Origin of the sequence: Nonomuraea sp. C10, from assembly GCF_008017515.1 — a bacterium.
GTDB classification, from domain to species: Bacteria; Actinomycetota; Actinomycetes; order Streptosporangiales; family Streptosporangiaceae; genus Nonomuraea; species Nonomuraea ferruginea.
The window spans coordinates 5,121,477-5,140,032 of record NZ_VPFF01000001.1 but is presented as its reverse complement, the minus strand read 5'-3'; the positions used below and the strand labels follow the sequence as shown (position 1 = coordinate 5,140,032).

The window sequence follows — 18,556 nt, the reverse complement described above, 5'->3', positions numbered from 1 at the left end:
ATGGGCATCGCACACGAAGCGGCGGACCTGCGCGACCTGCTCGTCGAGCGGAGCCTGTCCGGCGGCATCAGGACCGTCCGCCGGCAGTCACTGGCGTACGCGCACAAGATGCTCAAAGGAGACCCCGACAACACCTTCGGCCTGGAGGACTGGGGTACCGCGTCCATCGACGAGGTCGTGACCGCCGTCGAAGCCGGCATCGGCGACCGCATCACGGACGGCGACCCCGAGCTCGGGTACATCGCGCCCGAGCACACGCTGGCCGGCATCAGGGCGCACGCCGACGCCCTCGCCCCCTTCCTGCGGGACGGCGGCGGCACGGTGCTGCTGGCGACCGGGCACCCGACCGGGCTGCTCGACCACTACGCCGACCTGGCGCGCGCGCTACGGAACGCGGGCAACCAGATCGTCCGCGTCCTCGACGACCACCGGCTCGACCGCGCCGTCGGGGCCCACGCCGCCGGCGAGACGGGGATCCGGTTCTTCGGCGGGGTCGCGTGCGCCTTCCACGACGAGGCGATCCTGCACACCCACCGGCCCGACCACATGGAGGCCGTGATCGCCGCGGTGGCCGCCGGCGGCGTGCGGATCGATCTCGTCATCGCCGACCACGGCATGGCGGGCGCGGCGATCGCGGCCGGCCTGCACACGCTGTCGATCGCCGACGCCAACGACATCGCCCTGTTCCTGGCGCGCGCCAGGGGACGGCACGAGCACGTCCTGCCGATCGAGGACAACTTCACGCCCGCCGAGTTCGCGCCGGTGACCGCGTACATGCTCCGGCGCGCGACCGGTATCGCTATTTGAGGAGGATGGTCATGTCCCGTCACGGTTTGATGCGATGGAAAGTCCCCTCTGCCCTGTTATCGGCGGCTCTCGCCCTGGTCCTGACCGGGCCGGCGTACGCGGGGACGCCGTCGCCCGCCGCCGCGCCCGCCGTCGTGGGCGTCCTCGACGGCCGCACCGAGACCTACCGCGAGACCCGGCCGGTCGCTCCTGGCGTCGAGCTGAGCACGGTCGAGCTGTACGGGCCCGACGGCGCCACCGGGGAGCCCGGCTGGCTGCAGACGTACCAGATGTCCGCCGACCTCAAGGCCGGCGTGCAGATCGGGCGGCTGTTCCCCGGCCAGGTCGCCGCGCGGCGGCCGCTGCTCGACATGGCGCGCGAAGTGGGCGCCATCGCGGCGACGAACGCCGACTACTTCGACATCGCCGCCTCCGGCGCGCCTTGGGGCGTGGCCGTCCAGGACGGCGAGCTGCTGCAGTCGCCGCTGCCCAACACCAAGGCGACCCAGACGAACCAGACCGCGGTGATGTTCTCCGAGGACCAGGTCGGCGCCATCGGCGAGATCGTCTTCGAGGGCACCGTCAAGCTGCCCGGCAGGACCGTCCCGCTGGACGCGCTCAACAAGGCCGAGCTGCTCAAGGACCAGATCGGGATGTTCACCCCGGTCTGGGGCACGTACTGCCGCTGCCATCCGGTCAAGGGCGTCGCGCGGACCATCGAGGTGGTCGTGCGCGACGGCGTCGTGGCCGAGGTGGTGGACGTTCCCCGCGAGGGCGCGATCACCGAAGGCGCGTTCGTGCTGGTGGGACGCGAGGCCGGTGCCGACGCGCTGTCCTCGCTGCGGGTCGGCGACCCGGTCTCCGTGGACTATGCCCTACGGGCTCCCGGCGACATGAAGGTCAAGGCGGCCGTGAGCGGACGTCAGCTCATCGTCGCGGACGGCAAGCCGCTCGAACTTCCGCCCGAGAACAACACGCCGGAGCCCAGGACCGCCGTCGGATTCTCCGCCGACGGGACCAAGATGTGGCTGGTCGCAGTGGACGGCCGGCAGCCCGAGTTCTCCCGCGGCATCGGGCTGAACGAGCTGGCCGAGATGATGGTCGATCTGGGCGCCCACAGCGCGCTCAACCTCGACGGCGGCGGCTCGACGACGCTCGTCGTGCGCGAACCCGGTCAGAAGCGGGCCGACCTCGTCAACCGGCCGTCCGACGCGGCGGGCACCCGTCCCGTGCCGACCGGGCTGGCCATGTTCCTGCCCAAGGGCAGCGGCAAGGCCAAGGGCTTCTGGGTGAGCACGGCGACGGAACGCGACCGGTTCCCCGGGCCTGAGGCCGCCGCGTCGTGGCGTACCGAGCGGGTCTTCCCCGGACTGACCCGCCGGCTGACGGCGGCCGCGTACGACGAGACGTACGGTCCCGCCGGCGTGCCGCGCAAGATCAAACCGCAGTGGCGGGTCAAGAACAGCCGGATCGGCCGGGTCGACCGCGACGGCGTCTTCCGCGCGCTGTCGTCCGGCGAGACGACCGTGACGGCCGAGCACGGCAAGGCCGCCGGAGACATCGACCTCACCGTGCTGGGCCGGTTGGCCCGCCTGGAGACCGACACCCGCCGCATCAACCTGCTGGACAAGGGCACCCAGGGAACCTTCGAGGTCAACGGCTCGGACTCCGCCGGGTACGCGGCCCCCATCGACCCCGCCGACGTCCACCTCACCTACGACAAGGCGGCGCTGGACGTGACCGCGGCCGGCACCGGCGCGTTCACCGTCACCGCGCGGGCCGCCGAGGGCGAGCACGTCGTCACGGTGTCCGCCGGCGGCGTGCGGACCGAGCTGGTCGTCGGCGTCGGGACGTCCCAGGACGTCGTGGACACCTTCGACGACACCTCGAACTGGGACTTCTGGAGCCTGCGCGCCACCGGCACCGCCTCCTCCACCCCTGACGGCCACGTCGGGAACGGGCTGAAGCTGGACTACGACTTCACCCAGAGCACCGCGACGCGCGGCGTCGGCATCTGGCCGTCCGCCAACCTCCTCCCGGTGGCCGGCCGGCCGACGGCGTTCAAGCTGTGGGTGAAGTCCGAAGGCCACGACCAGCGGACCCGCCTGGAGGTCGTCGACCGCAACGGCACCCTGCACACGATCGAACCCGCCTTCATCACCGAACCCGGGTGGCAGCAGATCACGTACGACCTGCCGGACACCATGGCGTACCCGGTGAGCCTGCGCCGCATCTTCTTCAACGAGATCAACCCTGACGCCCGCTACACCGGCACCCTGGTCCTGGACGAACTGACCGCCGTAGCCGCCGGCTGACCGGCTGGGCGCGGCACCTCTGGTGCCGCGCCCGGCACCTGAGTACGGGCTGCGGACCTGTCGCAGCGATCAGGGACCTTGTTCCCGGCCGAGGAAGCACGACAGGAGTTGCCTGAAGTCGTGCGGGTGTTCGAGCGCAGGCACGTGCCCGCACCGGCCGAACACGTGCAGACGGACATCGGCCAGGCGTTCGAGCAGGGGCAGGGCTGCCGTCCCGAGCGGGGTGACTCGGTCCTCGGCGCCGTGGACGAGCAGCACGGGCGCGCGGATCCCTGCCAGCGTTCGCTCCGAGAGGGCGAGGTCGTCGGCCCAGCGTGCCCTGGGGGGAGGGAACAACGACGCGAATGCGGCCGCCCCCGCTCGCATCGCGGCCGCACGGGCAGCGACGGCCGACTCGGTCACGAGCGCTTGGTCGAAGACGAGGCGACTCAACATGTCCCGTGCCCCGGGCGGGCCGGCGGGGGCGGCCCAGATCGCGTCGAGCTCAGCGGACAGCGGCGCCCCGGGGGCGCCCATCGTCGAGACCGCCACGACATGGGTGACCTGCCGGGGACGCGCGGCGGCCAACGCCAGCGCCACGGCACCGCCCATGGAGTGGCCCACCACGGCGTAGCGCTCGACACCGAGAGCATCCATCAGACCCGCGGCCTGCTCCGTCCACAGCCGGAGCCCGCCCCTGGAGCCCGCCGGGATCGGTGTGCGGCCGAACCCTGCCTGGTCAGGAGCCACCAGGCGCCGGGACGTGCCCAGTGCCTGTGCCGTTGACGCCCAGGCTCCGGATCCGGTCGTACCGGGTCCGGAGCCGTGCAGCATCAGCACCGCAGGCCCGGTGCCGCTCTCCAGGACGTGGATGGGGGAGCCGTCGACGGTGACGGTCCGCAGGGCCGTCACCGGGACAGGCCAGGCGCGCTCATGCCGATGCGGAGTTGAGGGACTTCGAGAAGACCTCCATCATCGCCCTGCCGAATTGCGGCATGTCGGGCCACCCCCGGCAGGAGACGAGGTTGCCGTCCACGACGTCGGGAGCGTCGATGACGGTCGCGCCCGCGTTCTCCATGTCACCGGTGATGGGAGGGAAGCACGCCGTCTTGCGACCCTTCAGCAGCCCGTACACAGCCGGCACCTGCGCGCCGTGGCACACCAGCGCGATCGGGAGGTTGCGCGCGAAGAAGTGCTCGGTGATGCGCCTGACGTCGGCGTCGACCCGGATCCACTCGGGGGCGCGTCCCCCAGGGATGATGAGGGCGTCATAGCGCTCGACGTCGACCTCGGCCCAGGGCACGTCGACCGGCAACTTCCGGCCGTTCTTCTCCACGTAGGCGTCGGAGTTGGGGTCGAACTCGTGGATGACCAGCTGAACGTCACGCATCGTCCGTGACGAGACATCAACGTCCCAGCCGCCCTCCTGCACACGATAGTAGGGATACATGGTGTCGAGCTCCTCGGCGGCGTCGCCGGTCAGCAGCAGCGCTCTGGGCACCTGCTTCTCCTCGCATCCGGGGCGGGTGAGGTGGATCCGATCCGATCGGATTTGAGTTAGCATTCCCCGGCGCAGCCCGCCCGTCAAGCCTCTTCCGCCATTCCTTCCGCGGCCTCCGCCTCGTCGAACAGTCGCTGGAACCGCTCGCCGGACCGCAGGATGTGCCGACGCATGGCGTAGGCGGCGGCGTCGGGGTCGCGCGCGGCGATCGCGGCCACGACTTCTTCATGCTCGGCCATGGCCAAGTGAGTGACCTGGGCGTCGCGGTGAAGCCGGAACAGGTGCACGTGCGTGTGCAGGCGAGCGAGCGTTTCGCGGATGACCTGGTTCTCCGCGCTCGAGGCGACGAGATCGTGAAGAGCGGCGTCGCGCAGCCCGAAGGCGCCGTAGGCCATGGGGCCCTTGCCCCCCTCCAGCTCCGCCATGTCCTCAAGCATGCGTCGCATGTCGGCCACCTGCTGCGGGGATGCGCGTTCGGCGGATCTGCGCGCCGCTGCCGGCTCGAGGAGCAGGCGGACCTCCAGCATGTCCTCGAACCGGTGACGGGTGATCTGGGGAGGAATGCGATAGCCGGCATGGGGCACACGCACGACCAGGCCCTCGGCCTCCATGCGGTTCAGAGCGTCTCGGATCGGCGTCTGTGAGACCCCCAGCTCCCGTGCCAGGACGTCGATCGTGACGCGGGAGTCGGGCTCTATCCGTAGCGACATCATCTGTCCGAGCAGCGCGTCGTACACCTCGTCGGCAAGCCGGCCGCGAGATCTTCCCGGCGGCGTTCCGCCCGGCATGGCCTCATGGCGCCCAGCGATCACCGCTTCGTCGTCCATCGTGACGTGAGGTCCTTTCTTGCGTCTTCGGGACCATGTTGACATCGGTCGCCATACTGCGGGATGTTGACGCTCCCCACCGGATCGTATAGGAAAGGTGACGGATGTCAGCCATCCGTCACTCATCGGGGAACCGTCCGCCATCGCTCCGCCCTGCTCAAAGTCCCATCACGTCGCGCCGTACGCGTGACGCCGGCCTGCGGGTCAGCCCCTGCGACAGCCGGCGACACGCCTGGACAACCCAGCAACCGGTCGGCGAAGCACGCAGCAAGGCTCCCGAAGTCCCCGCCCAGAAAGCAGGCAAGAAGATGCGGTATCCCAAGCGAAGAGGACGACTGTCCGTTCCCGGCCGAAAGGTGGGGCTTGCGACGGCGGCCATGTTACTGGCCACGACCGTGGCGGCTTGCGGCGGCGGCCAGAACGACAGCGCCCCCAAGGCGCCGGCGACCATCCCGGAGCTCACCAAGGATCCGCTGACCCTCAGCTTCATCTGGTTCGACTGGCCCCCCGCCCACGCGCTGGAAGACTTCGCGAACGCGGAGTACGCCAAGGAGCGGCCGAACGTCACCGTCAAGGTCAAGACCGTGCCGAACGCGAACTGGCACGACGCGATGTTCACCCAGTTCGCCGCGCACAAGACCGACTTCGACATCCCGATCCTGGACTCGCAACACATCGGCGAGGCCGTGACGAACGGCAACATCCTGGACATCACCGACTTCGTCCGGCAGAACATCGACGTCGAGGCCTACAACCCGTACCTCCTGGCGGCCTACGGCCAGTTCCCCCAGGCGGAGACCGGGAAGCGCGACGAGAACGCCAGCCTGTACGGACTGCCGCTGCTCGGCGACACCTGGACGATGATCTACCGTAAGGACCTGATCGGCGACAAGCCACCGCAGACCTGGGACGAGATGATCTCAGTCGCCGAGAAGTGCCAGGCGGACAACCCCGGCGTCAGCGGGCTGGCTTTCCACCAGGCCAACGGCTCCGACGCCGCGGCCGTCACCTACAACACGGTCAACGGCGTCTACGGCGGCAACCTCTGGAACCCCAAGACGCGCAAGATCGACGGAGTCCTCAACGACGCCGCGGGCCATGAGGCGATGGACGTCCTGGTCAACAAGATGAAGCCGCTGACCGCCAAGGGCTCCGGCAACTGGTTCATCGACGAGGTGAACGCGGCGGTCGCCCAGGGCAAGGCATGCATCGCGTTCAACTGGATCGCCGCGAGCGGCGGCCTGCTCGACCCGAAGCAGTCGACGCTCGGCACCACGCGGGAGGAGATTCTCGGCAAGCTGGGTTTCGCCGCCCTGCCGAGTCAGAAGACGAACCTGGTGCCTCTCGGCGGCATGGGGATGCACGTGTCGGCCTATTCCCCCGAGGCGAACCAGGCGGAGGCCCTGAACTTCATGAAGTGGTTCGAGCAGGCTGACATCCAGAAGAAGTGGGCCGCGGCCGGTGGCGTGCCGTCGCGTACGGACGCCCTGGAGTCGCCCGAGTTCCTCAACGCCGCGCCGTTCAACCAGGTGTACACCGACTCGGTGCCACGGATGCGGGACATGTGGAATGTGCCCGAGTACGCGCGCCTCGTCGACATCGAGAACACCAACGTGAACGCGGCCCTCAACGGTGCGAAGACGCCGAAGGAGGCGCTCGACGACATCGCCAAGGAGCAGCAGAGCGTGCTCGACTCCAGTGACAGCAAGGGCGGCGGCGGACTGTGAGTGACTCCGCCCCCCTGACGAGCGACCAGCCCGGGCAGGTGGCGTCCGCGACGCCGCCTGCACCGGGCCGGTCCCGCCGCCTGAGCGACCGCGGGCTCGCTGTGGCTTTCACCTCGCCCGCGCTGCTGCTGTTGCTCGCCATGTCGGTGTTCCCGTTGCTGTGGGCGTTGTACCTGTCTTTCACCGACTACTCGGCCACCCGCGGGGGGCCGGCCGATTTCGTCGGGTTCGGCAACTACACCGCCATCCTGGCTTCGGAGCAGGTCCACCTGAGGGCCTTGACGACGTTGATCTACGTGGTCGGCGCGGTCACCCTGCAGACCGTGCTCGGTTTCGCCATCGCCTACCTGATCTCACGGCGCACGCACGGGCGGGGACTGCTGACCACGCTGTTCCTGGTTCCGATGATGCTGTCGCCGGTCGTGGTCGGGCTGTTCTGGCGATTCATGCTCGACGCCCAGTTCGGCGTGATCAACAGCATGCTCGGCTCGCTCGGCCTGGGGCAGGTGGAGTGGCTCACCGGGCAGCGAACGGCACTGATCTCCCTGATCCTGGTCGACACCTGGCAGTGGACGCCGTTCATCATGCTCATCGCACTCGCGGGCCTCACCGCGGTTCCCAAGTACTTGTACGAGGCCGCCTCGATCGATCGGGCGTCCGAGTGGTTCCGGTTCCGCACCATCACTCTTCCGCTGGTGTGGCCGCTGCTCCTCATCGCCGTGCTGTTCAGGGCCATCGAGGCCTTCCGGCTGTTCGACCTCGTCTACATCCTCACCAGCGGAGGTCCGGGGGTCTCCACCGAGACGTTGTCGTTCCACGTCTACAAGGTCGCGTTCCTGGGCTTCAACACCGGAACCGCCTCGGCGTACGGGATCCTGATGGTCCTCGTCGTCATCGTCCTCACGCAGCTCTACCTGCGTTACTTGAACAAGCTCAAGGAGGACTGATGGCAGTCTCCGTCGACGAGGCCGTGTCCACACGTCCTGCCCGGGATCGCACGCCCCTCGCGCGCCGCTTCGGCGGCCGGGGCCGCTCCGTGCTGGAGATCGCGCTGCTGACCGTGCTGGCCGTCGTGATGCTCTTCCCGGTGCTGTGGATGATCGAGACGTCCATCAAGGAGAACCGGGACGTCTACGCCATCCCGGCCAAGTTCTTCGACTTCCAGGTCACCCTGGACCATTTCAAGGACGTGTTCGTCGCCTCCGGCGGCGGTCGCTCGACCTTGTCCGCCGCGTTCCTCAACTCCGTCGTGGTCGCCGGGGCCTCCACCGCGCTGGCCACCGTGCTGGGGGTCCCGGCGGCCTGGGCCTACTCGCGCTTCGCCGTGAAGGCCAAGAAGGACCAGCTGTTCTTCATCCTGTCCACCCGCTTCATGCCGCCCGTGGTGGTCGTGATCCCGATCTTCCTCATGTACCGCCAAGTCGGGCTCATCGACACCAAGCTCGGCCTGATCCTCATCTACGCCGCGTTCAACGTCCCGTTCACGATCTGGATGATGAAGGGGTTCGTCGACGAGGTGCCCGCGGAGTACGAGGATGCCGCCATGCTCGACGGCTACACCCGATTGCAGGCGTTCTGGCGATTCACCCTTCCCCTGCTCCTGCCCGGCATCGCCGCGACGGCGGTCTTCGCCCTCATCTTCTCGTGGAACGAGTTCGTGTTCGCCATCTTCCTCACCTCCAGCGACAGCGTGCGGACGGCCCCACCCGCCATCGCCGGCCTCATCGGTGGCACCACCGTGGACTGGGGTCTGGTGGCCGCCGCCTCCGTGGTGTTCGCCCTGCCGGTGCTCGTCTTCGCCTACCTGGTGCGCAAGCACCTCGTCGCCGGTGTGACGCTCGGGGCGGTGCGACGCTGATGGCGGGCATCGAGGTGACAGCCCTGCACAAGCGCTACCCGGACGGGACGGTCGCGGTCGATCACGTGGACCTGTCCATCCGCGACGGCGAGCTGTTCGTGATGCTCGGTCCTTCGGGTTGCGGCAAGACGACCACGCTGCGGGCCATAGCCGGCCTGGAGAGGCAGACGACGGGCGACATCCGCATCGGCGACACGCTGGTCAACGACCTGCCGCCCGCCGAGCGCGACATCGCCATGGTGTTCCAGTTCTACGCTCTCTACCCGCATCTGAGAACCCGCGACAACCTGGCGTTCCCCCTGCGGGCCGAGGGACTGCCCAAGGCGGAGGTACGCGAGCGGGTCGACGAGGCCGCCCGGCTGATGCGGCTCGGCCCGCTCCTGGACCGGCGGCCGCGCCGGCTGTCCGGCGGGGAGCAGCAGCGCGTCGCGCTCGCCCGCGCCCTGGTGCGACGGCCGCGCGCATTCCTCATGGACGAACCTCTCACCAATCTGGACGCGGAGCTGAGGGCGGACATGCGCACGGAGATCAAGCACCTGCAGGGGGAGCTGGGGACGACGATGGTCTACGTCACCCACGACCAGGTCGAGGCCATGTCGCTCGGTCACAGAATCGCCATTCTCAACAAGGGCCGCGTCGAGCAGATCGGCACGCCGCTGGAGGTCTACGACCGTCCGGCGAGTCTCTTCTGCGCCGCGTTCATCGGCTCCCCGCCGATGAACCTGATCGAGGTGGAGGTGGCCGACGGGAAGCTGCGCAGCAAGGACGGACTGGTCTTCACGCCACCGCCAGGCTTGCCGCGCGACCGTCGCCTGGTCGCAGGCGTCCGGCCGGAGGCGCTGGAAGTCACAGAACCAGGGGCGGAACGTTCGGTCCCGGCCCGCCTGGTCTCGGCGGAGTGGCTCGGCGACGAGATCATCTACGTGGTCGACCACGGCGGCCGGCACGACGTACGGGTTCGGATGCCACCGACCGTCCGTTTCGCCGCTGACGCGCCGGTCGGGCTGCGGCACATCGGCGGGACCCCGGCGGTCTACGACGTGAGCACGGAAGAGCTGGTGGCCTGATGGGAACCGTGGCAGTGCACGGGCTGCGCAAGTCCTTCGGCAAGGTCCAGGCCCTGGACGGGGTGACGCTGGACGTGCCCGACGGATCGTTCTTCGTCGTGCTCGGCCCCTCCGGGGCAGGCAAGACGACGACCCTGCGAGCGATCGCCGGCCTGGAGAAGCTGGACGCCGGGTCGGTGCATCTGGACGGGAGGGACGCGACCGGTGACACCCCGGCCGCACGCGACCTGGCCATGGTCTTCCAGAACTACGCCCTCTACCCGCGACACACGGCGTACGAGAACATCGCTTCGCCGCTGCGGGCACGCCGCTGTCCGGCGAGCGAGATCGCCACCGCCGTCGAGCGGATCTCGGGCCTGCTGCACATCGAACGTCTGCTGCGGCGCCGTCCGGCGCAGTTGTCGGGCGGCGAGATGCAGCGCGTCGCCCTGGCCCGGGCGCTGGTACGCCGCCCACGCGCGTTTCTCATGGACGAGCCGCTGACGAACCTCGATCTCAAGCTCCGCGTCGAGATGCGCACCGAGCTCGCCCGCATCCACCGGAGCCTCGGAGCGACCTTCGTCTACGTGACCAACGACCAGGTCGAGGCCCTGTCCATGGCCGACCAGGTCGCGGTACTCAAGGAGGGGAAGGTGCAACAGGTCGGAACGCCGGCCGAGGTGTACGAGCGTCCGGCCAATCAGTGGGTCGCGGGATTCGTGGGGAGCCCGCCGATCAGCCTGCTCCCCTGCCACGCCGAGGGAGATCGTCTGGTCGGGGCGGAAGGCTGGACGCTGCCGCGGCCCCGCTGGACCACGGCTGAGGACGGTCGTCCGCTGCTGCTGGGCCTGCGCGCGGAGGACCTGTCCGTCGAGCAGCGTGGGGACGCGTCGTTGTCAGGTGAGCTCTACGGCCTGGAGCCGCTCGGTGACCGGACGGTGGTCGACGTCCGAGTGGGGACGGAGATCCTCAAGGTCAAGGCACGAGCCACCGTCACCGGTACGCCGGGCGAGCGGCTGCTCGTCACGGTCGACCTGGACCGCGCGCACCTGTTCGACGCGGGCACCGGGCTGGCGCTGTCCGAGGCCGGGCGGTAGTCACGCCGGACAGCACCAGCAACATCACAGGAGGCGACGCAATGAGTGACCCGATGAACGTCCTGGCCCCCGAGCACCGGCGGCTCCGGATCGGCGACGCCTGGCGCGACGCCGCCGGCGGAGCCACCTTCGTCGTCGAGGATCCGGCCACGGGCAAGACCATCGCCGAGGTGGCGGACGCCGACGTCGTCGACGGGCTCGTCGCTCTGGACGCGGCCGGCGGGGCGATGACGGAGTGGGCGGCGACCCCGCCGCGAAAACGGTCAGAATTGTTGACCGCGACGTACCGGGCACTGACCGAGCGATCCGAGGAGGTCGCCCGGCTGATAACGCTCGAGATGGGCAAGCCGCTCGCCGAGGCTCGGGGAGAGGTGGCCTACGGCGCCGAGTTCTTCCGTTGGTTCGCCGAGGAGGCGGTGCGGGTCGAGGGGCGCTACAACACCGCTCCCGCTGGTGGATATCGCATCCTCACCGTGCCGAAGCCGGTCGGACCGTGCGTCTTCGTGACGCCCTGGAACTTCCCGTTGGCCATGGGCGCCCGCAAGATCGCTCCTGCGCTGGCGGCGGGCTGCACGACGATCACCAAGCCGGCGGCCCAGACGCCGCTCACCATGCTGTTCCTGGCCCGCATCATGGAGGAGGCCGGAGTTCCCCCGGGCGTCGTCAACGTCGTGACGACCAAGCGCGCCGGCGAGGTGGTCTCAGCACTGCTGGCCGACAGCCGGACCCGCAAGCTCTCGTTCACCGGGTCGACCGAGGTCGGGCGCGTGCTCCTCCGGCAGGCGGCGGGCAACGTGCTGCGCACCTCCATGGAACTGGGCGGCAACGCGGCCTTGATCGTGTGTGCCGACGCGGACCTGGACGTCGCGCTCGACGGTGCCATGGTGGCCAAGATGCGCAACATCGGGGAATCGTGCATCGCGGCCAACCGCATCTACGTCGAGGAGCCCGTACGGGAGGAGTTCGCGGCGCGCTTCGCCGAGCGGATGGGCGCGCTCTCGATGGGCCACGGTCTCGACGACGGCGTGGACGTCGGGGCGTTGATCGACGAGGCGTCGGTCACCAAGATCGACAAGCTCGTCGCCGACGCGGTCGATCGCGGCGCCCGTGTCTTGGTGGGCGGCGAGCGTCCGGACGGGCCGGGCCACTTCTACCCGCCCACGGTCCTCGTCGACGTGCCCGAGGACGCGCGGATGCTGGCGACGGAGATCTTCGGCCCGGTGGCGCCGATCATCTCGTTCACCTCCGACGACGAGGTGATGGCGAAGGCCAACGACACCGAGCACGGCCTCGTCGGATACGTCTTCACCCGTGACCTCCAGCGGGCGCTCCGGTTCACCGAAGGGCTGGAGACGGGGATGGTCGGTATCAACCGTGGTCTGATCTCAGACCCGTCAGCTCCGTTCGGAGGCGTGAAGCAGTCCGGGATCGGCAAGGAGGGGTCGCACGAGGGCATCCATGAATACCTCGACATCACCTACGCGGCGATCGACCTACCGTGACCGGCCCGCTGCTCCAGGTGCCCGGGGACGCCGTCGGCTCCGCCGGTGCGCGCGCCACGGACGCGGCCGCGGCGGTGGACGGGGCGATCGCCGTCCCGGTCTCGCAGGTGAGCTGGACGTCCGTCCAGCACATCACCGCCGACGTTCCAGAGAGGCACTGACATGCTTGAGACCGTCCGCGCACCACGCCAGCTGATAGTGGGCGAAGGGGTCGCGCAGAACATCCCGCGAGTGGTGGCCGAGTGTGGCTCGCGCGTCCTCATCGTGACCGACCGGGTTCTTCTGGGGCAGCCGGGCGTGGCCGAGATCGTGGCCGCCGTGCGGGAGAGGGTCGAAGTCGTCGAGGTGTTCGCCGACGCGAGTCCGGACGTGCCACTCGCCGATGTCGCCCTGGCCGTCTCGGTCGCCGCAGAGGTGGACGCCGACGCCATTCTCGCCATCGGCGGTGGCACGGTGATCGACCTCGCCAAAATCGTCGGCGTCATCCGGTGCCATGGTGGGACGCCGCGCGACTTCTACGGCGAGTCGAAGGTGCCCGGGCCGACGATTCCTCTCGTCGCGGTCCCGACGACGTCAGGCACCGGCTCCGAGCTCACGCCCGTCTCGGTGTTGACCGACCCTGACCGCGAGCTGAAGGTGGGGGTCTCCAGCGTCCACATCGTGCCCGACTTCGCCATCGTCGACCCCGAGCTCACCTACACCTGCCCGGCGACCGTCACTGCCCACTCCGGCATCGACGCGTTCTGCCACGCGGTGGAGAGCTACACCGCGCGGCCCCGGGCCCACGGACCACGCGACCCGGTGGAGCAGGTCTTCCTCGGCCGCAACTCGATCACCGATCACTACGCGCTCCTGGCCGCGGAGCGGATCGCCCGCAGCCTGCCCCATGTCGTCAGGGACGGAGGCGACAAGGAAGCGCGCGCGGACATGTCCTACGGGTCCATGCTGGCCGGGCTCGCGTTCTCCCACGCGGGCAACGCGGCTCCGCACGCCCTCCAGTACCCCATCGGCGCCGCCACCCACACACCGCACGGCCTGGGCGTCGGGCTGCTGCTGCCCTACGCGCTGGACGCGGCCAGGGGCGCCATCGGCGACCGGTTGGCCATCCTCGCCGAGGTGTGCGGGCTCGATGTGACCGACGCCTCGGACGCCGAGGCCGCAGATGCGTTCCTCACCTGGCTCGACGGGCTCCTTGCCGACATCGGCATCCCCGCCACCTTGGCGGACATCGGCGTGGCACGCGCTGACCTCCCGCGCTTCGCGGAGATGGCCAGTGGTGTCACCCGCTTGATCCAGAACCATCCAGGCCCGACCGACACCGCCAGCCTGACCGCGATCCTCGAAGCGGCCTGGCTGGGGGACCGAAACCGACACGTCCTGACTCCGGAGGATAAATAGTGACAGGCCTTTAATGTGAAGTATCGGGAATTGCCAGCGATGCCTTAATGGGAGCCCTCTATTCTCAGGCATGGCGCGCGGCCGCATGCCCACCCGGCCGGCCAAGGCGCAAAAGCCATAATGGCCACCGTGCTATTTCGCTCATGACGTATAGATGCCCGAAAATCGGCCGCAGAGGTCGAAGGGGCGGAGATTCCGGTCTTGCGGCCATCCACTCGCGCGTCGAGCGGCATCTGCACGGGAACGGAGAGCGTGCGGATCTCCGCCGGGGCGGCGGCCACCTGCGGCCGCCGCCCCGGCGTAACGGCGTCACTCGGAGGAGAAGGCGGCGTCGAAGGCGGCGGCCGGCGGGGTGATGGCGTTGAGCGAGCGGATGTAGGCGAGGGATTCCGGCGCGCCGTGCAGCCGGTCCATGCCCGCGTCCTCCCACTCGATGGAGATCGGGCCGTCATAGCCGATGTGGTTGAGCGCCCGGAAGCACGCCTCCCACGGCACGTCGCCCCGGCCGGTGGACACGAAGTCCCAGCCGCGCCTGGGGTCGGCCCAGGCCAGGTGGGAGGACAGGCGGCCGCGCCGTCCGTCGCGGGTGGCGACGCGGGCGTCCTTGCAGTCCACGTGGTAGACGCGGTCGGCGAAGTCGAGGATGAAGTTCGCCGGGTCCAGGTCCTGCCACACCATGTGTGAGGGGTCCCAGTTCAGGCCGAAGGCCGGCCGGTGCCCGATGGCCTCCAGCGTGCGCACCGTCGTGTGGTAGTCGTAGGCGATCTCGCTGGGGTGCACCTCGTGGGCGAAGCGCACGCCGACCTCGTCGAAGACGTCGAGGATCGGGTTCCAGCGGTCGGCGAAGTCGGCGTACCCCGCCTCGATCATGGGCGGGGGCACCGGTGGGAACATCGCCAGCGTGTGCCAGATCGACGAGCCGGTGAAGCCGACGACGGTGTCGACGCCGAGCGCGCGGGCGGCCCTGGCGGTGTCCTTCATCTCCTCGGCGGCGCGCTGCCGCACGCCTTCCGGCTCGCCGTCGCCCCAGATACGGGCGGGCAGGATGCCCTTGTGGCGCTCGTCGATGGGGTGGTCGCAGACGGCCTGGCCGACGAGGTGGTTGGAGATCGTCCACACGCCGAGGTTGTACTTGGCCAGGGTCTCCTTCCTGCGTTCGACGTAGGAGTCGTCCGCGACGGCCTTGTCGACCTCGAAGTGGTCGCCCCAGCAGGCGATCTCCAGGCCGTCGTAGCCCCATTCGGAAGCCAGCCGGCAGACCTCCTCGAACGGCAGGTCCGCCCACTGCCCGGTGAACAACGTGATCGGTCTCGTCATGAATCCTCCACCATCGTGAAGCGGCTGCCTCAGCCGCACTCTGCTCGACGGCCGCCGGCACGCGCCGCACCCGCGGGCCGTCCTCGAAGGACGGGGAGGGGCCGGCGCCGGCGGCGATCGCCTCCAGGAAGTCCTTCGTCTCGTGGACGAAGGCGTGCTCGTACCCGAGGCCGTGGCCGGGCGGCCACCGGGCGCCCGCGTACGGGTGGTCCGGCTCGGTGACCTGCACCCGCCTGAACCCTTGCTCGGCGCTGCCGAGGGGGTGGTCGTGGCCACAGGTCGTGCACGGCCTCGAAGCCGGAGGTCAGGCTGCCCAGGGCGGGTGGCGATGCCGTGACGCATCGCCGCGGCCGGCGGGGCCGGCCGTACGGGGGAGGCGTCGCGCACGCCGGGGAACTGCTTGACGATTCCCCGCATCACGAGCAGGGACGAGGAGCCGGATGCTGACCGCGGCACAGGGCCTCCTCGGTTCGGTGGGGCCGTGCCCCGCCCGCCTGACGGCACCGGTTGGCACCGCCGCGATGGCACCGAGGTCGGCGTCGACGGTGCCGCTGCGGCTCTGGCGGCCGATCAGGCGGGCGGGACGTTCTGGGGCGGAAGGGCACGGGAAAGGCATGGGAAAGGCATGGGAAAGGCATGGGAAAGGCATGGGAAAGGCATGGGAAGGCACGGTGGGCAGGGACACGGCGGCGTCCGTCCGCCGGACGGCATGCGCCGTGGCCGCAGCGCGCGGAAGGCGCGGAACGGCGATCAGGCGGGCGGAAGGTGCGGAGGACGGGGGCGGGTCAGGGCGAGCGGGGAGAGCGGACGGGGTTCCCTCGATGGCTCCGACGGCCGGAGACGTTCGGATGGAGATGCTGGTGGGGCCGCTTCGGGCTGCGCCGCGCCGATCCAGGGCCACCGGCCGGCCTCGGCGTGCGGATCTCCGTCGGCTCGGCGCTGCTCGATCTCGGCCAGGCGCTCCTCCGTGTCGCGGACGACCTGCGGGCCGGTGCCGTACGGGCGGTCCGGGGTGGCCATGCCCACCAGCGCGGCCGGCCCGACCTCGGTCTCCCGGCAGCCGAGGCGGCCGCAGCGGCACCGTGCGCCGGACGGATCGATCATGGCATGGCCGATCCCCGCGAACCCGTCCGCTCCGCCCAGGAGCCGGCCGCCGGAGATGACGACGCCACCGACGCCCACCTCGGCGGTGAGGCAGGCAAGGTCGGGGATGCCCGTCGCGACGCCCGAGGTGTACTCGGCGATGTGGTCGACGTTGACCTCTACGCCCAGGGAGCCGCCTAGGGCGAGCGCGACACCCGGGAGGCCGACGGAGCCCGCGTGCTGAGGGCCCCGTCTCGTTGACGGGGCTGGTGACGGTGGCCTTGTTCAGCCTGGTCGCGACGGTGACGGCCGGCAGGGAGCACGGGTTGTTCGCGCTCACATGACGCGGCACGAGGGCGGGGTCGGGGCGCATGGTGGCCTGGTCCGCGAGGGCTCCCGCGGGTCCGTCGCGACTCGCCGAGTCGGTCGCGTGGCGGTCGCCCAGGTTGTGGTCCACGCTCCTCCTCGATCAGTGCGGATGGCTAGCCGAATTAAAGGGGCCGACCTCTGATGACACAAGAGGGAAACCGGTTGCAATGTGTGTAACGTTCCGGTAACTGGCGCCGGAGTGGTCGCTGAAATGCGGGGATTTCGGCGATGCCAACTCGTTACGGATGTGAGGGGTGCACATTCCTGCATCCCCGTGTTACAACTGCGATTAATTGATGTCAAAGATAAACAAAGGGGCGGGTGGTACCCATGACGTACAAGCCGCCCAACCGTGCTCCGGGCGGCGCTCCGCCGGCGGGTCTCGCCGCGCTGCGCCGGGCCAACCTCTCCCTGGTGCTGCGCGAGCTGCGCGACCACAAGTCCCTGTCCCGCGCCCACATCGCCGAGGCGACCGGGCTGCACCGGGCCACCGTGTCCAACCTCATGGCCGAGCTCCTCGAACGGCGTCTGGTACGCGAGGTCGGCGTCGAGCACGTCGGCGCGGTCGGCCGCCCCAGACGGGCGGTCGCGCTGCACGGCGCGCACGTCGGCGCCCTCGGCATGGAGATCAACGTCGACTACATCGCGGTCCACGGCACCGACCTCAGCGGCCGGATCCTGGTCGAGCGCCGGGTCGTCCACGACGCCATGGGCAGCGGCCCGGACAGCGCCGTGCGCCGGCTCGGGCTCGTGGCCAAGGAGGCCGTGGAGGCCATGCGGCGGGCCGGAGCGTCGCCCGCCGGCATCGTGGTGGCGGTCCCGGGGCTCGTGGACGTGGTACGCGGCGTCGTGACGCTCGCGCCGAACCTCTACTGGCACGACCTGCCGCTGGCCGACCAGCTGAGCTCCCTGCTGAGCCCGCTGCGCGTGCCCGTGCGGGTGGACAACGACGCGAACCTCGCCGCGCTGGCCGAATACACCTCCGGCGTCGCCGCCGGCACTCCGTACCTGGTGTATCTCACCGGAGAGGTCGGGGTCGGCGGCGGCATCATCCTGGGCGGCGAGCTCCTGCGCGGCGCGGACGGATTCTCCGGCGAGGTCGGGCATCTGCAGGTGGACCCGAACGGCGCCCAGTGCGGCTGCGGCCGCATCGGGTGCTGGGAGACCAAGGTCGGCCTGGCCGCGCTCGTCCGCGCGGCCATGCCCGAGCAGGCCTACGGGCTGCCCGGCATGCCGATGCCCGACCCCGGCGAACGGGTAACCGACCTCGCCAGGGGCCTGGCCTCCGGCGACCGGCGAATGACGACGGCGGTGGCGCAGGTCGGCGAGTGGCTCGGGCTCGGCGGCTCGATCCTGGCCAACCTGTTCAACCCTCGCGTGATCGTCATCGGCGGCTACTTCGCCTCGCTGGCGCAGTGGCTGCTGCCGCATGCGCAGGATCAGCTGCAACGGCTCGTGGTGGCCGCTCCCGCCGCCCAGTGCCGGTTCGTCGCCTCCACTCTCGGCTTCGGCGCCGCCTCTCGCGGCGCCGCCAGCATGGTGGTCAGCGACATCATCGACGACCCGACGACGATCATGGATTCATCGCCCCGGCCGGTACCTCACTGACGGCCCCACATGCCTGGAGACGGCACCCTCCAGCACCCCGCACCATCCGCTACCCACCAAGTGGCAACAGCGCGGCGGCGCGCGCCTTTGCCTGACGTCCCCCCGGTCAGGAAGGGTTTTCCATGTCACCACGTCATCGAACG

The 18,556-nt window shown here is 69.9% G+C and carries 16 protein-coding genes; 11 read left to right on the top strand and 5 right to left on the bottom strand.

Annotation, left to right across the window (positions count from 1 at the left end; translation table 11 throughout):
- Together FR742_RS23715 and FR742_RS23710 are read left to right on the top strand one after the other, a co-directional pair.
- Complete coding sequence (locus FR742_RS23715) at positions 1-807, top strand: phosphatase (protein ID WP_148032975.1); 807 nt, start codon at positions 1-3, stop codon at positions 805-807.
- A 29-nt stretch (positions 808-836) separates the two neighbouring features.
- A complete protein-coding gene (locus tag FR742_RS23710) occupies positions 837-3,101 on the top strand; it encodes a phosphodiester glycosidase family protein (RefSeq protein WP_148032974.1) in 2,265 nt (754 codons plus the stop codon).
- A gap of 69 nt (positions 3,102-3,170) precedes the next feature.
- Here FR742_RS23710 and FR742_RS23705 read toward each other — a convergent pair whose 3' ends face one another.
- From FR742_RS23705 to FR742_RS23695, 3 genes are all read right to left on the bottom strand, one after another.
- The gene (locus tag FR742_RS23705; RefSeq protein WP_148032973.1) at positions 3,171-3,992 is read right to left on the bottom strand and encodes an alpha/beta fold hydrolase; all 822 of its coding nucleotides are present in this window, start codon (positions 3,990-3,992) and stop codon (positions 3,171-3,173) included.
- Between the two features lie 19 nt (positions 3,993-4,011).
- Positions 4,012-4,581 carry a DJ-1/PfpI family protein gene (locus FR742_RS23700; RefSeq protein WP_148032972.1) on the bottom strand — a complete coding sequence of 190 codons (570 nt, stop codon included), beginning with the start codon at positions 4,579-4,581 and terminating at the stop codon, positions 4,012-4,014.
- 83 nt (positions 4,582-4,664) lie between these two features.
- On the bottom strand, positions 4,665-5,408 hold the full coding sequence (locus FR742_RS23695; RefSeq protein ID WP_148032971.1) for a GntR family transcriptional regulator: 744 nt from the start codon (positions 5,406-5,408) through the stop codon (positions 4,665-4,667).
- Between the two features lie 377 nt (positions 5,409-5,785).
- On the opposite strand from FR742_RS23695, the gene FR742_RS23690 reads away from it, so the two are divergent.
- From FR742_RS23690 to FR742_RS23660, 8 genes are read left to right on the top strand one after another with little or no spacing between them, the layout of a single operon-like run.
- Positions 5,786-7,135 carry an extracellular solute-binding protein gene (locus FR742_RS23690; protein ID WP_222709034.1) on the top strand — a complete coding sequence of 450 codons (1,350 nt, stop codon included), beginning with the start codon at positions 5,786-5,788 and terminating at the stop codon, positions 7,133-7,135.
- A complete protein-coding gene (locus FR742_RS23685; RefSeq protein WP_148032969.1) occupies positions 7,132-8,082 on the top strand; it encodes a carbohydrate ABC transporter permease in 951 nt (316 codons plus the stop codon). Before FR742_RS23690 ends, FR742_RS23685 begins: the two co-directional genes overlap by 4 nt.
- Positions 8,082-8,993, top strand: a complete 912-nt coding sequence (locus tag FR742_RS23680) for a carbohydrate ABC transporter permease (protein WP_148032968.1) — start codon at positions 8,082-8,084, stop codon at positions 8,991-8,993. The genes FR742_RS23685 and FR742_RS23680 overlap by 1 nt, the downstream gene beginning before the upstream one ends.
- Complete coding sequence (locus tag FR742_RS23675; protein WP_148032967.1) at positions 8,993-10,060, top strand: ABC transporter ATP-binding protein; 1,068 nt, start codon at positions 8,993-8,995, stop codon at positions 10,058-10,060. The genes FR742_RS23680 and FR742_RS23675 overlap by 1 nt, the downstream gene beginning before the upstream one ends.
- Positions 10,060-11,136 (top strand): ABC transporter ATP-binding protein, encoded by a 1,077-nt coding sequence (locus tag FR742_RS23670; RefSeq protein WP_148032966.1) that lies wholly within the window; start codon positions 10,060-10,062, stop codon positions 11,134-11,136. The genes FR742_RS23675 and FR742_RS23670 overlap by 1 nt, the downstream gene beginning before the upstream one ends.
- Before the next feature lie 41 nt (positions 11,137-11,177).
- Positions 11,178-12,638, top strand: coding sequence for an NAD-dependent succinate-semialdehyde dehydrogenase (locus tag FR742_RS23665; RefSeq protein ID WP_148032965.1), 1,461 nt, complete (start codon positions 11,178-11,180; stop codon positions 12,636-12,638).
- Positions 12,635-12,799, top strand: coding sequence for a hypothetical protein (locus tag FR742_RS44685; RefSeq protein ID WP_187281277.1), 165 nt, complete (start codon positions 12,635-12,637; stop codon positions 12,797-12,799). The genes FR742_RS23665 and FR742_RS44685 overlap by 4 nt, the downstream gene beginning before the upstream one ends.
- A gap of 1 nt (position 12,800) precedes the next feature.
- Complete coding sequence (locus FR742_RS23660; protein WP_148032964.1) at positions 12,801-14,036, top strand: iron-containing alcohol dehydrogenase; 1,236 nt, start codon at positions 12,801-12,803, stop codon at positions 14,034-14,036.
- A gap of 309 nt (positions 14,037-14,345) precedes the next feature.
- On the opposite strand, the gene FR742_RS23655 is transcribed toward FR742_RS23660, so the two are convergent.
- Both FR742_RS23655 and FR742_RS23650 read right to left on the bottom strand, forming a co-directional pair.
- The gene (locus FR742_RS23655) at positions 14,346-15,353 is read right to left on the bottom strand and encodes a sugar phosphate isomerase/epimerase (protein WP_148032963.1); all 1,008 of its coding nucleotides are present in this window, start codon (positions 15,351-15,353) and stop codon (positions 14,346-14,348) included.
- A gap of 750 nt (positions 15,354-16,103) precedes the next feature.
- Positions 16,104-16,625: an ROK family protein gene (locus FR742_RS23650; protein ID WP_148032962.1), complete on the bottom strand. Its 522-nt coding sequence runs from the start codon at positions 16,623-16,625 to the stop codon at positions 16,104-16,106.
- 510 nt (positions 16,626-17,135) lie between these two features.
- On the opposite strand from FR742_RS23650, the gene FR742_RS23645 reads away from it, so the two are divergent.
- Positions 17,136-18,413, top strand: coding sequence for an ROK family transcriptional regulator (locus FR742_RS23645; protein WP_148032961.1), 1,278 nt, complete (start codon positions 17,136-17,138; stop codon positions 18,411-18,413).
- Positions 18,414-18,556 lie beyond the last annotated feature (143 nt).

Excerpts from the sequence above, each read along its gene's own strand:
- FR742_RS23660 (WP_148032964.1), top strand. The coding sequence starts at position 12,801 with ATGCTTGAGACCGTCCGCGCACCACGCCAGCTGATAGTGGGCGAAGGG.
- FR742_RS23695 (WP_148032971.1), bottom strand. The coding sequence starts at position 5,408 with ATGGACGACGAAGCGGTGATCGCTGGGCGCCATGAGGCCATGCCGGGC.
- FR742_RS23645 (WP_148032961.1), top strand. The coding sequence starts at position 17,136 with ATGACGTACAAGCCGCCCAACCGTGCTCCGGGCGGCGCTCCGCCGGCG.
- FR742_RS23690 (WP_222709034.1), top strand. The coding sequence starts at position 5,786 with ATGTTACTGGCCACGACCGTGGCGGCTTGCGGCGGCGGCCAGAACGAC.
- FR742_RS23715 (WP_148032975.1), top strand. The coding sequence starts at position 1 with ATGGGCATCGCACACGAAGCGGCGGACCTGCGCGACCTGCTCGTCGAG.
- FR742_RS23710 (WP_148032974.1), top strand. The coding sequence starts at position 837 with ATGCGATGGAAAGTCCCCTCTGCCCTGTTATCGGCGGCTCTCGCCCTG.
- FR742_RS23655 (WP_148032963.1), bottom strand. The coding sequence starts at position 15,353 with ATGACGAGACCGATCACGTTGTTCACCGGGCAGTGGGCGGACCTGCCG.
- FR742_RS23665 (WP_148032965.1), top strand. The coding sequence starts at position 11,178 with ATGAGTGACCCGATGAACGTCCTGGCCCCCGAGCACCGGCGGCTCCGG.
- FR742_RS23680 (WP_148032968.1), top strand. The coding sequence starts at position 8,082 with ATGGCAGTCTCCGTCGACGAGGCCGTGTCCACACGTCCTGCCCGGGAT.
- FR742_RS23670 (WP_148032966.1), top strand. The coding sequence starts at position 10,060 with ATGGGAACCGTGGCAGTGCACGGGCTGCGCAAGTCCTTCGGCAAGGTC.
- FR742_RS23675 (WP_148032967.1), top strand. The coding sequence starts at position 8,993 with ATGGCGGGCATCGAGGTGACAGCCCTGCACAAGCGCTACCCGGACGGG.